The organism is Nonomuraea recticatena, from assembly GCF_039533245.1.
GTDB lineage: Bacteria > Actinomycetota > Actinomycetes > Streptosporangiales > Streptosporangiaceae > Nonomuraea > Nonomuraea roseola.
The window spans coordinates 114,281-127,020 of record NZ_BAAATE010000006.1; the positions used below are offsets into that span (position 1 = coordinate 114,281).

Sequence of the window (12,740 nt, forward strand, 5' to 3'; positions counted from 1 at the left end):
ATGGCCGTCTCCAGGGAGCGCGTGGCGCAACGCTGGACGCTGCTGCGCTTCGGCCTGTTCTTCGCCGTCACCGTCTCGCTGATCGTCTTCCTCGGCCTGCAGATCGCCAGGGTCAGCACCGGCGCCGGATACGCCCTCGTGGCCACCTTCGACGACGTCTCGGGGCTGATGGAGGGCGACCAGGTCAAGATCGCCGGTGCTCCCGTCGGCCAGGTGCGCTCCATCGAGGTCGTGAACGGCAGGGCGGAGGTGACGCTGGAGGTCCAGGAGGCGGTGCGGATCCCCTCCGACAGCGAGGCCGCGATCAGGTGGCGCAACGCCGTCGGCCAGCGCGTGGTCTACCTGCTGCCGGGAAGCGCCCCCGACAAGCTCGCGCCGGGCGCCCGCATCGCCAGGACGGCCTCCGTCGTCGACATCGGCGAGCTCGTGAGCGATCTGGGGCCGCTGACCAGGAGCCTCGACCCCGAGCAGATCAACCAGCTGCTCACGGCGGCGGGCAGGGCGCTGGAGGGCAACGACAAGAACATCCCGCGCCTGCTCGACAACGTCAACGACATCACCGGCACGGTCAACCAGCGCAAGGAGCTCATCAGGCAGCTGCTCAAGGACTACGGCACGGTGACGGACGTGGTCGCCAGGCGCGACAAGCAGATCGCCCAGCTGGTGGACAACCTCGTCACGCTGTCGGAGTCGTTCGCCGACAACCGCAAGCTCGTCGACGACTCGCTCGTGGAGCTGTCGGCCACCTTCGACGTCGCCGACCAGGTGCTCGGCAGGAACGCCGACGAGCTCGGCAGGGTCACCGACGGCCTGGCCAGGCTCACCGGCGGCGTCAGGCGCAACGTCGACAGGATCGACAAGACGGTGAACACGATCCGGCCGCTGTTCAGCAGGGCCTACTCCAGCGTCAACCGCGGCCACTACTTCATCTCGGCCGTCCCGTGCCTGGCGCTGGGACCCTCGCCGTGCCCCTACCCCATGGAGTCGCCGCCGCCGTTGCGCGAGAGCCTGAAGGTCCAGAGCTCCAAGGACCTGCGCAGGCTCATGGTGGGTGAATGATGGCGCTGAAGTCCTTTCGCGACCGCAACAGGATCGTCGTGGGCCTCGTCTCCCTCGGCGTCCTCGGCTCGCTGTTCGTGGGCACGTTCCTGATCGGCACCCTCGGCCTGTTCGAGGGCGGCTACCACATGTCGGGGATCTTCGTCGACTCCGGCGGGCTGAGGACGGGCAACGACGTGCGGGTGGCGGGCGTGCGCGTGGGCGAGGTGACCCAGGTGCGGCCCGACTACACGCAGGGGCACGTGGTCGTCACGTGGAAGGTCGAGAGCGAGGTACGGCTGGGCCGTCAGACCAGGGCCGACATCACCCTCTCCAACCTGCTGGGCGGCCGCTACGTCAAGCTGACGGGGCCGGTGGCGGCGCCGTACATCGACCAGCTCCCCGAGGGGCAGCGGACGATCCCCGTCGAGCGCACGGGGACCCCCGTCCTGATCAACGACGCGCTCAAGGACGCGACCCGGCTGGTGAACAAGCTCGACACTAAGGCGGTCGACAAGCTGCTCACCGAGCTGGGGAAGGTGGACCTCGGCAAGCGGGGGCGCGTGACGCGGCTGCTGAAGAACATCGGCGAACTGTCCGACACGATCAGCAAGAGCGAGCCCGACCTGCAGAAGCTGCTCGACAACGGCTCCAGGATCATGGACGTCCTGGAGAAGAAGGACAAGCAGATCGGGCGGCTCATCGACGCCATCGAGATCATGCTGGACGAGCTGCGCTCGCGCCGCAACGAGCTGCGCACCCTCCTCGGATCGGGCAGCGACCTGGTCTCCAGCACCACCGAACTCATCGTGGAGCACGAGAAGAGCCTGGTGGACACGCTCGACAACACCAGCGCGATCACCACGAAGCTGACGGGGAGCAGGGAGGAGTTCAACGCGGTCCTGGGGTGGGCGGGGCCGACGTTCGCGGGGCTGGCCACGATGGGCGGCCAGGGGCCGTGGATCGAGGCCATCGCCACGGGGCTCGGGCCGATCAACCCTGAGGTGCTGGCCGCGATCGCCAAGGACAGGAAGAACGACCGATGACCCCTCCGCGACCCGACGCCACCGACCCTCCCTGCGCCCCGTCCCGGCGGACACCCGCGTGGCTCCGAGGGGCCACGCCCGCGCGGGGTGGGGCGGTGCGGCGGGCGGTGGCGGTGCTGGTCGTGATCGCCGTGCTCGCCGCCACCGGCGGGTGCTCGCTGCTCGGCCCCGCCCCCTACCGCCTCACCGCGATCTTCACCAAGGCGCCCAGCCTCTACGAGCAGGCCAAGATCAAGGTCATGGGCCTCGACGCGGGCACCGTCGAGAAGATCACCATCGAAGGCGACAGGGTCCGCGTCGACCTGGCCGTCTACCCGGAGATCCCTCTGCCCGCCGACGTCAAGGCCGTCGTCGCCCCGCAGAACACCCTCGGTGAGCGCAACGTCGTCCTCTACCCACCGTGGAAGCCTGGCCAGGCGAAGATCGCCCCCGGCGCCGTCATCCCCCTGGGACGCACCGACCTGCCCGTCGAGATCGACGACGCCCTCGACGCCTTCACCAGGCTGACCGACGCCCTCGACTCCGACCAGCTCGGCGACGTGGCGGGCGACCTCGCCGACGGGGTGAGAGGCAGGGGCAAGACGATCAACAACGCGCTCGCCGACACCGCCAGGCTCACCGACACCCTCGCCGCCCAGGACCAGCAGCTCATCGACCTGGCCAAGGGCCTCAACAGGCTCGCCACCAGCCTCAACAGGCGCGAGGGCCAGGTCACCAAGACGATCGACGCCTTCGCCGAGGCCAGCGCCACGCTGGCGGAGGAGCGCCGGCGGCTGCGCGGGTTCATCTCCGGCATGGCCCAGTTCGTACGGCGCGGCGACGTGCTCATCGAGGCCTACCAGGAGCGCCTCCCCCAAGGCGTGGCCACGCTGTCGGAGATGGTCCTCACCGTGCGCGCCAACAGCGAGCAGATGGCCCAGACGATCAAGGGCGCCGCCGACTTCGCCGATGTGATCATCGACGCCTGGGACAAGGAGCAGCACGTGCTCAAGATCAGGGTGGTGCTCAACGCGATGACCCGCGCGTGGCTGGCCCCGCTGTTCGACTCGCTCAACCTGCCCAGGCTGAAGTGCCTGGGCGGCGGCCTGAGCAACTGCCCCTACGAGCGGGAGCGGCGATGAGAGGCGCACACGCCGCCCTCGCCCTGGTCATGGCCACCTCGGGCTGCACGCTGCAGACGGTGGGCGCGACCCAGGGCGAGCTGACGCTGTCGGCGACCTTCTCCGACGTGCAGAGCCTGGTGGTCGGCCACAGCGTGCAGATCTCCGACGTGCGGGTGGGCAGCGTGACCGACGTGCGGCTCGAGGGCTACAGGGCCAGGGTGACGATGACCATCCAGCAGGACAAGCGCGTCCCCGCCGGCACCAGCGCGACGGTGGCCAAGACCTCGATCCTGGGCGAGAACTACGTCCTGCTCACCCTGCCCAAGGGCAAGGACCTGGCCACGGGGCCGTTCCTGCCCGACGGCGCGACGATCACCGACACCAGCGTCGAACCCGACATCGAGCAGGTCACCGCGAAGGCGGGCCCGCTGATCGAGGCGCTCGGCGCGCAGGACGTCAACGCCATCCTGGAGGCCGCCTCCACCGCCTTCGCGGGCAAGGGCGGCGACGTCAACAAGCTGATCAGGCAGACCGCGCAGGTCACCGACAGCTACGCGGCCGCGAGGGCGGAGATCGCGGGCACCATCGACGGCCTGGCCAAGCTCGGCGACCGGCTCGCCAAGGGCAGCAAGGACCTCGACAGGCTGCCCGGCACGCTCGTCGCCGCGACGGAGAGGGTGAAGCACGGCCGCAAGCACATCAAGAAGGCGATCGTCGCGCTCACCAAGCTGGCCAAGGAGGCGAATGTCACGGTCTACCCCCGTCACGCGGCCAGGCTGCGTACGCTGCTGCGTGAGCTGGACGCCATCAGCGTGTCGATGCTGCGCGGCAAGGAGGACCTCAAGACGCTGGTCACCAGGATGCAGGCCTACATCGACCTCCCCCCGATCACGGTCAACGGCCAGGTGCTCATCTACATCTGGCTGAAGGGCCTGCTGCTGCCGGAGAACAAGGGCCTCATCCCGAACAGGCCCGACGTCGATCCCGGTCCGCAGCCCAACCGCAGGGACGACTTCCGCCTGCTCTGGGAGCCGCCGCGATGAGGCCCCGCATCTATCTCAACCTCGTCTTCTTCGCCCTGCTCGGCGTCGTGATGACGATCTGGGCGTTCACCACGATCATCAAGCTCGACGTGATCACCCAGCCCTACCGGGTCTCGGCCGAGTTCGCCTCCTCCCCCGGTCTGGTGCGCGGCTTCGACGTCGCCTACCTGGGCGTCCGCGTCGGCAGGATCGGCGACGTACGGCTGGCGCCTGGCAAGGTCGTCGTCGGGCTCGACCTCGACAGGGAGGTCAGGCTGCCCAAGGCCAGCACGGCCGAGGTGCGCCGCAAGTCGGCCATCGGCGAGCCGTACGTGGAGCTCTCCCCGCCCGAGAAGGGCGTGAACGGGCCCTTCCTCGCCCCCGGCGACGTGATCCCGCTGACCAGCACCACGGTGCCGCTCGACTACAAGAAGCTGTTCGAGGGCGTGGGCAGGCTGCTCAACGCGGTGCCGCCCAAGGACGCCAAGACGATCACCCACGAGCTGGCGGTCGCGCTCGACGGCCGCGCGCCCTCGATCAGGGGCATCATCGACGACGCGCACGACCTCACCGACACCCTCGCCGACAACTCCAGGACCCTCGACGAACTGGCGGTGCAGCTGACCCGGCTCACCGGCACGCTGGCGGGGCGCAGGGACAAGCTGGCGGCGGGCATCACCGACCTGTCGTCGGTGACGGGCTCGCTGCGTGAGTCGCGCAAGGAGCTCAACGCCTTCCTCGACCACGGGCCCGGGGTCTTCGGACAGATCGACACGCTGATCAGGACGGCGAGACCGGGGCTGTCCTGCGCGCTGACGGCCGCGGGGCTGCCGCACAGGCCCGCCTTCTCCTCCGAGACCGAGCGGAACACCCACCACCTGCTCAGCGTGGTGCCGACCGCGCTCAGCCTGGCCGACGACATCAGCGACAAGCGGCCCGACGGCACGGTGTACGGCAGGACCACCTTCGTCTTCAGCGTGCCAGGCGGTCCTCAGCCGGCTGAGGAGTACGAGGGCCCGATCGGGCCGCCGAAAATGGCGCCGCTGCTGGAGTGCCCGAAGCACGCCCCTGTGCGCACGGTCGACTTCGAGGCCGACAGGGGCCCGCACCCCGCGGACGCGCCCGACCCCGATGACCCCGCGGCCACCGCCGACCGCGAGGATCCCGAGGCGGCCGCTGAGCCCGACGACGCCTCCTCCGACAAGGAGGCGCAGGCGGCCACGCCGGGCGCCGACGCCGCGACGTCCGCCTCGGCCTCGGGCACGCCCCAAGACCTCACGCCGCTCGTCATCGCCATCCTCCTGGCCGTCGTCGTCAGCGGCGGCGTGCTGGGCTGGATCGCGGTGGGGCGCTCCTCCCGCCGCCGTGGAACGGAGTAACACATGACCACCGAACAGGGCATCGTCGAGGACACCTCCCTCGCAGCCGAGCCGAAGCCCGACGCCAAACCCGAGACCGAGTCCGAGACCCGGGCCGAGACCGAGTCCGTGCCTGAGACCCGGGCCGAGACCGAGTCCGTGCCTGAGACCCGGGCCGAGGAGCAGGCCGAAGCTCGGACGACGAAGCGGGCGGACGAGCGCGCCGAGGAACCGGCGAAGGAGCAGGCGCAGGCTCGAGCGGAGGAGCGGGCCGAGGTTCAGGCTCGAGCGGAGGAGCAGGCCGAGGTTCAGGCCGAGGCGTCCGAGACCGAGGGGGGCGCCGGCCGTACCGTCGGGGCGAAGGGGGCGCGCTGGCGGGGGGTGGCGGTGGGGGCGGTGCTGGCGCTGGTCCTGGCCGCCACCGGCGGCGCGGCCGTCGTGCAGTGGCTCACCGCCGACCGCCTGCAGGGGCAGCTCGCCCCGCTGGAGCACGACCGTCAGCTGCGTCTGGAGGTGTCAGGCGCGGCAGGCTCCTTCGCCACCACCCTGCTCAGCTACGACTACAAGGACCTGCAGACCACCCGCGGCCAGGTCATCGCGATGACGGCGGGCAACTTCCTCGCCACCTACGACGAGGCGTTCGGCGGCCCGATGGAGCAGGTGATCATCAAGCTGGAGGCGGTCTCCAAGGCGACGGTCCGCGAGGTCTACCTGTCGGAGGTCGACGAGGTGAGCGCCAAGGCGCTGATCTCGGTCGACCAGCAGGTCACCAGCAAGGAGGCGGTGCGCAACGTCCTCGGCACCCACCTCAAGCTCGTCATGATCAAGCAGAAGGGCGTCTGGAAGGTCAGCGACGTGACCGTGCTCGGCGCCGCCAAGGAGACCGAGACCAAGCTCGGCAAGGACGACTAGAACACCATGACCGTGCCGCCGACCGGCATCCGCCTGTCGCGCCACAGGTGGTCCATGGCCGCGTTGCTCACCCTGACGCAGCCGTGCGAGGCGGGATAGGGCGGGATCGAGGCCGATCCGTGGACGGCGATGCCGCCGACGAAGTACTTGGGCCTGTAGAGCGAGCCGAGCTCGGCCCTGCGGATCCCGTCGATCTGCCTGGTGACCCTGAACGCGCCCGCCGGGGTGGGGGTGGCGGAGGAGCCGGTGGAGGCGTTGACCACCAGCTGCACCTGACCGTCGCGGGTGACCATGAGCAGCTGGCGCCTGAGGTCGACCTGCACCTGACGTCCTGGCAGGGTTCGCGGCCTGGGGAGGACGCCCTTGCGCGCCGCCTGCCTGGTGCGCCGGTCGAAGACGCCCGTGCGCTCGATGCCCGCCGCCTTCTGCAGCGCGTAGACGGCCTGGACGGTGAGCGGGCCGTAGGTCCCTCCCCTCGCGCCCACGAAGTAGCCGAGCTCGTGCAGCCTGTCCTGCATCTGCCGTACCCCGGCGCCCGAGTCGCCCGCCTTCAGCTCGGCCAGTGCGGGCCCCGCGCAGAGCACGGCGAGAGCCGCGCCCAGCGGCACCGCTTTCCCCAAGACACTCATGATCCGCCCATGCCCTGACAAGTTCGATGATGACCTCTAATCTGGGCAAATGCATGATCCAGTCGCTATGGGGGGCAAGGTTGACGAGGTCGGCGGCTCGCAGGAGTGGCTGACCGGCGTCGAGCGGGAGCGGGCCACCAGGTTCCTGCGCGAGGCCGACCGCGCGGCGTTCGTCGCCGCCCACCTGCTCGTACGGCACTGCGCCGCCGCCTACCTCGGCCTGCCACCCGAGAAGGTCACACTGCTGCAGCACTGCGAGGTGCACGGCCCGGGGCACGGCAGGCCGTACCTGGAGCAGGCGCCCGAGCTGGGCGTCAGCCTCAGCCACACGCGCGGCTACGTGTGCGCGGCCGTCGGCCACGGCAGGGTCGGCGTGGACGCCGAGCTGGTGCCCCCCGGGCCGCTGGACGAGGGCCTGGCGGGTCAGGCGCTGACCGCGGGCGAGCGGGCCACGGTCACGGACAACGCCGGGCTGATCAGGCTGTGGGCGCGCAAGGAGGCGCTGATCAAACGCGGCGAGCTGACCCTCGACCGGCTGCGCGAGGTGGACCTCGCGCAGGTGGGAGAGGGGCCCAGGTTCGAGTGGCAGGGCCGTCACTTCCTGGAGCTGACGACCGCCGAGGGGGTGCTTGTGACCATTGTCACCGACCGTTTTGCCAGGTGGGCGGCGGTAGAATAAGGGCGTGTTCTACAAGAAGCCGCTCGAGGAGCGCATCGCCGACCGTGTGGCCCAGCGCAAGCCTCTCGAAGAGGGCAAGCACTTCGAACACGGTCCCGCCAAGTTCGTCTTCGTCTTCCTGATCGCCGCCGTGGTGCTGATGCACTTCGTGGGGCTGGCGGTCGTCATGCACTTCTACGCCTAGAAGGCCCCTTCCGCCGTCACTCGCCTCTCCTGTCGGCGCGCGTGGGCGTCGGGTCCAGGAAGACCTGGACGATGCCGGGGTAGCGTTCGCGCAGGCGCCTGTCCACCTCGTCGCAGGCGATCTCCAGACCGGCCGCGCTCGCCTCGTCCCTGAAGTCGATCTTCGCGGCCACCATGAGCCGCCCCGGCCCGAGCATCATGGTCAGCAGCTCCACCACGTCCTCGACCTCGGGCTGAGCCAGCAGCGTCGCCCTGATCCGCGTCTCCATCCCGCGTGGGGCGGCCTGCCCGATCAGCAGCGACACGTTGGCCGCGATCAGGTTGAGCGCGATCGCCAGCAGCAGCACGCCGATCACCACCGAGGCCACGCCGTCCCACGCAGGGTCGCCCGTCAGCTGCGCGCCGAGCAGCCCGAGGGCCGCGATCACCAGCCCCGCCAGCGCCGCGGAGTCCTCGAACAGCATCGCCTTCAGCGCGGTGTCCGACGTGCGCGCGACGTAGGCGCGCCGGCTGACCCCCAGCCGCCCCGCCTCGGCGCGCACCTGCGACATCGCCTTGCGCCACGAGACGGCCTCGATGACGAACGAGACGGCCAGCACGAGGTAGGACAGCGTGAGGTCGGACAGGTTCTCCCCGTGGGAGATCGTGTGGAAGCCGTGGGTGATGGGGCGACCATGCGGCCGTCGCCGTGGCGGACGTCGGCAGGCGCGCCGAGCAGCACGCGCCCCTCCCCCACCGGCGCCGTCCGGACTTCGACGAGGTCGTCCAGGTCGCTTGAGAGGTAAGTTGAGATCATGAGCACGCCCCGCTGGCTTACCACGACAGAGCAGCGCGCCTGGCGTGCCCACCTCGCCGTGCACAAGCTCCTGTCGCACCGCCTCGACAGGGAGCTGCACGAGTTCGGTCTGTCCCTGAACGACTACGAGATTCTCGTGAACCTGTCGGAGAGCCCAGGCAAACGCATGAGGATGAGCGACCTGGCCGACGCCACGATCCAGTCGCGCAGCCGCCTGTCTCACCAGATCTCCCGCATGGAGGCCGCGGGGCTGGTGTCAAGGGAGGACTGCGCCGACGACCGGCGCGGCACCTTCGCCGTGCTGACCGACGAGGGGTGGGCGACGATGCAGCGCGTCGCCCCGCATCACGTGGCCAGCGTCCGCGACCATTTCGTGGATCTGCTGACCGACGACCAGCTCGAAGCGCTGGAGCGGGCCTACACTCCCATACTCGAACACCTCAAGAGCGTCCGCTGAGCGCTACGATCCGGGCATGCCGCGAAAGCTCCTCCCCGTCGTCCTCGCGCTGGCGCTGACGGCCTGCTCCAGCCAGGAGGCCCTGCCACAGGGCCCTGAGCTGGTCACCAAGTCCGCCGAGGCGATGAAGGCGGTCACGAGCGCGTCGTTCGCGATCACGACCGACGGCGCGCCGAAGCTCCAGCTCAAGAAGGCCGACGGCAGGCTCACCGCCAAGGGCGACGCCGACGGGACGCTCCAGATCTCGATCTTCGGCAGCCTCCAGGAGTTCAGCTTCGCCATGATCGGCGAAACCGTCCACTTCAAGGGCTTGACGGGCGGCTTCCAGACGCTGCCCAAGCAGGCGCTCATGGCGGGGGTCGGCTACGACCCCTCCACACTCCTGCATCCGGACAAGGGCGTCTCGACCCTGCTGCGCGGGCTGGTCAAGCCGGTCACCGAAGCCGAGGAGGACGGCTCCTACCGGGTCGCGGCCACCTTCCCCGGCAAGACGATGGGCACGCTCATCCCCGGTGTCACCACCGACATCAACGGCAAGCTCTGGGTCGACGCGGCCTCCCACCGACTCAACAGGATCACCCTCCCGCTCGAGGGCGGCTCGGTCACCGTGACGCTGACCGACTACGACGCGCCCGTCACCGTCACCCCTCCCGCCGGATGAGCCTGCGCCGCAGCGTCGCGCTCGGGGTGGGCGGCACCGCCGTCCTGCTGGCAGCGCTCGACGCGTACGTGGTCGTCACCGTCCTGATCGGCATCGCCCAGGACGTCGGCGTCCCCGTCAACCGCCTGGAGCGCGTCACGCCCGTGGTCACCGGGTTCCTCCTGGGCTACGTGGCCGCGATGCCCCTGCTCGGCCAGCTGTCCGACCGGTACGGCAGGCGTCCCCTCATCCACGTCTGCCTCGCCCTGTTCGCTCTCGGCTCGGTCCTGACCGCGCTGGCCGTCTCCCTGCCCATGGTCGTGGCCGGCCGTACCGTGCAGGGCGTCGCGGGCGGCGCGCTGCTGCCGATCACGATGGCGCTGGTCGGCGACCTGTGGCAGGACCGCGAGCGGCCCGTCGCGCTGGGCGCGGTGGGAGCCGCCCAGGAGCTCGGCAGCGCCCTCGGCCCGCTGTACGGCGCCGTCGTGGCGCTGCTGCCTGCCTTCCAGCTGGCCGGTGTGGAGCTGGGCGGCTGGCACGCCATCTTCTGGCTCAACGTGCCGCTGGCGGCCCTCGCGGCGTACGCCGTGCAGCGGACCGTCCCCTCCTCCCCCGTCAGGGAGGGCAGGGTGGGCGTGACGGGCGGCGCGCTGCTGGCCCTCTCGCTCGGCCTGCTGGTCGTCGGCCTGTACAACCCCGATCCCGCCAAGGCCGTGCTGCCCCCGTGGGGCTTGCCGCTGGTCGGCGCGGGGCTGGTCGTGGCGGCGGCGTTCGTGTGGTGGGAGATCCGCTCGCCCGTCCGCCTGCTCGACCTCACGGGCCTGCCCAAGAGGCCGCTGCTGGCCACGCTCGGCGTCAGCTTCCTGTCGGGGGCCGCGCTGCTGGTCACGATGGTCTTCGTGCAGCTGTCCGCGCAGACGCTGTTCGGCGCCGACGCGCTGGGCGGCGCGCTCACCCTGGCCTGGTTCCTCGGCGCGCTCGTCGCGGGCGCGCTGCTGGGCGGCCCGCTCACCAGCCGGTACGGCGAGCCGCCCGTCATGGTGACGGGCTTCGCTGTGGCCACGGCGGGCTTCTGGCTGCTGTCGGGCTCGCTGACGGGCCCGCTCGACCTGGTGGTCGCGGGGGCCGGGCTCGGCCTGGTGATCGCGCCCGTCTCCTCGGCCGCGCTGCGCGTCATGCCCGCCGCCCAGCACGGCGTCGCCTCGGCGGCGGTCGTGGTGGCCAGGATGATGGGCATGCTGATCGGCATCGCGGCGGTGTCGTCGTGGGGCTTCTACCGCTTCCAGTCGCTCACCGCCGACCTCGACACCCCGCTGCCCGTCGGCGTCGACGCGGCCACCTACGCCAGGCAGCTGGCCGCCTACACCGAGCAGGTGCGGGCGGCGCTGCGGGTGGAGTACACCGAGATGTTCGTGGCGACCGCCGCGCTGTGCGCGCTCGGCGCGGCGGTCGCTTTCCTGGTCAGGGCGCCAGGCGGTGCAGGTCGCGAGGGAACAGCGTCGCCGACCTGACGTTGGCGGCCCCGGTCAGCCTGGAGGTCCATCGCTCCAGGCCGATCGCGAAGCCGCCGTGCGGCGGCATGCCGTGCGCGAAGGCCGACAGGTACCCCTCGTAGGGCTCCGTCCGCTCGCCCAGCACCGCCAGGTAGTCCTCGTACCGATGCAGCCGCTGGCCGCCGGTGACCAGCTCCAGCCCTCTGAACAGCAGGTCGAAGCCGTTGGAGTGACCTGGCCTTCCGGGGTCGGGGCAGGTGTAGAAGGGGCGCTTGGCCATCGGGTATCCCGTGACGAACAGGAACTCCGAGCCGTGCTCCCTGCGCGCCCACTCCGACAGCCACCGCTCCTGCGCCGGCGACAGGTCCGGCTCGTCCTCGCCGGTCATCGCCTGGGCCTCGGTGAAGTGGATCGAGGGGATCTCCTCCGGCACCTCGGGCGGCGTGAGGCCGAGGGTGGTGAGGGCGGGGGCCGCGCGGCGCCGTACCTCCTCGGTCATCCCCGCGAGCGCCTCCCTCAGCACCGCCATGACGTCGCGGTGGTCGCGCACGAACCCCAGTTCGGCGTCGAGCGAGGTGTACTGCGCCAGGTGGCGGGCGGTGTCGTGCGGCTCGGCGCGGAAGACGGGGCCGACCTCGTAGACCCGCTCGAACACCCCGACCATCGCCTGCTTGTAGAACTGGGGCGACTGCGCGAGATAGGCGGGCCTGCCGAAGTAGTCGATGCCGAAGACGTCGGCGCCCGACTCCGTGGCCGAGGCGACGATCTTCGGCGTGTGGATCTCGGTGAAGCCGAGGCCGTCGAGCGCCGACCTGAACCCCGCGACGCTCGCCGCGGCGATCTCGAACGGCGCGCGCAGCGCGGGATGGCGCAGCGCCACGGGCGCGTGGTCGAGGATCGTGGGCAGCGCGGCGGGGACCGTGGGCCTGTAGAGGTCGAAGGGCGGCGCCTTCGCGGGCTCGGCCAGCACGGCGAGTTCGGGCGAGGTCAGCTCGACGCCGCCCGGCGCCTGCGGGTTGAGCGTGACGGTGCCCGTCACCTCGACGACGCTCTCCTCGACGGGAAGCTCCCCCGAGCAGACGGCCTGGGTCAGGCCCGTGCGGTCGCGCACGATGAGGAAGGAAACCGATTTCAGCAGCCGACGGCGGTGAACCCACCCCGCGACCTTCACTCGTTGTCCGGCGTGCTCCGCGAGCTCCGCCGAGAGGACACGAGAGATCATCACAACTCCTTGAGCCGTATGATCCCTTGGGGACGCGGGGGAGAAGGGGACTCCCGGTGCCACCGCGCCTTCGCCGCCCTCGCGGACGGCCTCACACGACCCTGTGACGGAGGTCAGACCGGCGGGGCATTTCCTCCCCGCACTCAGGAGTGTCTTCGCCCG

14 protein-coding genes are annotated in these 12,740 nt (G+C 70.7%); 11 read left to right on the forward strand and 3 right to left on the reverse strand.

The genetic code is table 11. The annotated features are described in order from the left end of the window. The 6 genes from ABFX50_RS14620 to ABFX50_RS14645 are packed head-to-tail and all read left to right on the forward strand — an operon-like array spanning position 1 to position 6,479. A complete protein-coding gene (locus tag ABFX50_RS14620) occupies positions 1 to 1,059 on the forward strand; it encodes an MCE family protein (protein WP_346146713.1) in 1,059 nt (352 codons plus the stop codon). Beyond that, the gene (locus tag ABFX50_RS14625) at positions 1,056 to 2,084 is read left to right on the forward strand and encodes an MCE family protein (protein WP_346146715.1); all 1,029 of its coding nucleotides are present in this window, start codon (positions 1,056 to 1,058) and stop codon (positions 2,082 to 2,084) included. Before ABFX50_RS14620 ends, ABFX50_RS14625 begins: the two co-directional genes overlap by 4 nt. Continuing rightward, positions 2,081 to 3,205 carry an MCE family protein gene (locus ABFX50_RS14630; protein ID WP_346146717.1) on the forward strand — a complete coding sequence of 375 codons (1,125 nt, stop codon included), beginning with the start codon at positions 2,081 to 2,083 and terminating at the stop codon, positions 3,203 to 3,205. Before ABFX50_RS14625 ends, ABFX50_RS14630 begins: the two co-directional genes overlap by 4 nt. Next, positions 3,202 to 4,230, forward strand: a complete 1,029-nt coding sequence (locus ABFX50_RS14635) for an MCE family protein (protein ID WP_346146719.1) — start codon at positions 3,202 to 3,204, stop codon at positions 4,228 to 4,230. The genes ABFX50_RS14630 and ABFX50_RS14635 overlap by 4 nt, the downstream gene beginning before the upstream one ends. Further along, positions 4,227 to 5,588 carry an MlaD family protein gene (locus ABFX50_RS14640; protein WP_346146721.1) on the forward strand — a complete coding sequence of 454 codons (1,362 nt, stop codon included), beginning with the start codon at positions 4,227 to 4,229 and terminating at the stop codon, positions 5,586 to 5,588. The genes ABFX50_RS14635 and ABFX50_RS14640 overlap by 4 nt, the downstream gene beginning before the upstream one ends. Before the next feature lie 3 nt (positions 5,589 to 5,591). Then, positions 5,592 to 6,479, forward strand: a complete 888-nt coding sequence (locus tag ABFX50_RS14645) for a hypothetical protein (RefSeq protein WP_346146723.1) — start codon at positions 5,592 to 5,594, stop codon at positions 6,477 to 6,479. On the opposite strand, the gene ABFX50_RS14650 is transcribed toward ABFX50_RS14645, so the two are convergent. Beyond that, positions 6,476 to 7,099: a L,D-transpeptidase family protein gene (locus tag ABFX50_RS14650; RefSeq protein ID WP_428834693.1), complete on the reverse strand. Its 624-nt coding sequence runs from the start codon at positions 7,097 to 7,099 to the stop codon at positions 6,476 to 6,478. The genes ABFX50_RS14645 and ABFX50_RS14650 overlap by 4 nt on opposite strands. A 76-nt stretch (positions 7,100 to 7,175) precedes the next feature. Here ABFX50_RS14650 and ABFX50_RS14655 point away from each other — a divergent pair, with 76 nt between their 5' ends. Both ABFX50_RS14655 and ABFX50_RS14660 read left to right on the forward strand, forming a co-directional pair. Then, on the forward strand, positions 7,176 to 7,787 hold the full coding sequence (locus ABFX50_RS14655; protein ID WP_346146727.1) for a 4'-phosphopantetheinyl transferase family protein: 612 nt from the start codon (positions 7,176 to 7,178) through the stop codon (positions 7,785 to 7,787). Between the two features lie 4 nt (positions 7,788 to 7,791). Further along, positions 7,792 to 7,971 (forward strand): hypothetical protein, encoded by a 180-nt coding sequence (locus ABFX50_RS14660; RefSeq protein WP_183659295.1) that lies wholly within the window; start codon positions 7,792 to 7,794, stop codon positions 7,969 to 7,971. A gap of 16 nt (positions 7,972 to 7,987) precedes the next feature. On the opposite strand, the gene ABFX50_RS14665 is transcribed toward ABFX50_RS14660, so the two are convergent. Then, entirely contained in the window at positions 7,988 to 8,866 is an 879-nt protein-coding gene (locus ABFX50_RS14665) for a cation diffusion facilitator family transporter (RefSeq protein WP_346146730.1), read from the reverse strand. Here ABFX50_RS14665 and ABFX50_RS14670 point away from each other — a divergent pair. Genes ABFX50_RS14670 through ABFX50_RS14680 form a run of 3 tightly spaced genes read left to right on the forward strand, consistent with a single transcriptional unit; the run spans position 8,765 to position 11,374 of the window. Next, positions 8,765 to 9,223: a MarR family winged helix-turn-helix transcriptional regulator gene (locus tag ABFX50_RS14670; protein ID WP_346121056.1), complete on the forward strand. Its 459-nt coding sequence runs from the start codon at positions 8,765 to 8,767 to the stop codon at positions 9,221 to 9,223. The genes ABFX50_RS14665 and ABFX50_RS14670 overlap by 102 nt on opposite strands. Positions 9,224 to 9,239: 16 nt before the next feature. Beyond that, complete coding sequence (locus ABFX50_RS14675; protein ID WP_346121054.1) at positions 9,240 to 9,884, forward strand: LppX_LprAFG lipoprotein; 645 nt, start codon at positions 9,240 to 9,242, stop codon at positions 9,882 to 9,884. Next, complete coding sequence (locus tag ABFX50_RS14680; RefSeq protein WP_346146733.1) at positions 9,881 to 11,374, forward strand: MFS transporter; 1,494 nt, start codon at positions 9,881 to 9,883, stop codon at positions 11,372 to 11,374. The genes ABFX50_RS14675 and ABFX50_RS14680 overlap by 4 nt, the downstream gene beginning before the upstream one ends. Here the strand turns inward: ABFX50_RS14680 and aspS are convergent. After that, the gene (aspS, locus tag ABFX50_RS14685; protein WP_346146735.1) at positions 11,325 to 12,578 is read right to left on the reverse strand and encodes an aspartate--tRNA(Asn) ligase; all 1,254 of its coding nucleotides are present in this window, start codon (positions 12,576 to 12,578) and stop codon (positions 11,325 to 11,327) included. The two genes, ABFX50_RS14680 and aspS, sit on opposite strands and share 50 nt — an antisense overlap. Positions 12,579 to 12,740 lie beyond the last annotated feature (162 nt).

Excerpts from the sequence above, each read along its gene's own strand:
- ABFX50_RS14655 (WP_346146727.1), top strand. The coding sequence starts at position 7,176 with ATGGGGGGCAAGGTTGACGAGGTCGGCGGCTCGCAGGAGTGGCTGACC.
- ABFX50_RS14630 (WP_346146717.1), top strand. The coding sequence starts at position 2,081 with ATGACCCCTCCGCGACCCGACGCCACCGACCCTCCCTGCGCCCCGTCC.
- ABFX50_RS14640 (WP_346146721.1), top strand. The coding sequence starts at position 4,227 with ATGAGGCCCCGCATCTATCTCAACCTCGTCTTCTTCGCCCTGCTCGGC.
- ABFX50_RS14675 (WP_346121054.1), top strand. The coding sequence starts at position 9,240 with ATGCCGCGAAAGCTCCTCCCCGTCGTCCTCGCGCTGGCGCTGACGGCC.
- ABFX50_RS14635 (WP_346146719.1), top strand. The coding sequence starts at position 3,202 with ATGAGAGGCGCACACGCCGCCCTCGCCCTGGTCATGGCCACCTCGGGC.
- ABFX50_RS14670 (WP_346121056.1), top strand. The coding sequence starts at position 8,765 with ATGAGCACGCCCCGCTGGCTTACCACGACAGAGCAGCGCGCCTGGCGT.
- ABFX50_RS14620 (WP_346146713.1), top strand. The coding sequence starts at position 1 with ATGGCCGTCTCCAGGGAGCGCGTGGCGCAACGCTGGACGCTGCTGCGC.
- aspS (WP_346146735.1), bottom strand. The coding sequence starts at position 12,578 with ATGATCTCTCGTGTCCTCTCGGCGGAGCTCGCGGAGCACGCCGGACAA.
- ABFX50_RS14645 (WP_346146723.1), top strand. The coding sequence starts at position 5,592 with ATGACCACCGAACAGGGCATCGTCGAGGACACCTCCCTCGCAGCCGAG.
- ABFX50_RS14625 (WP_346146715.1), top strand. The coding sequence starts at position 1,056 with ATGATGGCGCTGAAGTCCTTTCGCGACCGCAACAGGATCGTCGTGGGC.
- ABFX50_RS14680 (WP_346146733.1), top strand. The coding sequence starts at position 9,881 with ATGAGCCTGCGCCGCAGCGTCGCGCTCGGGGTGGGCGGCACCGCCGTC.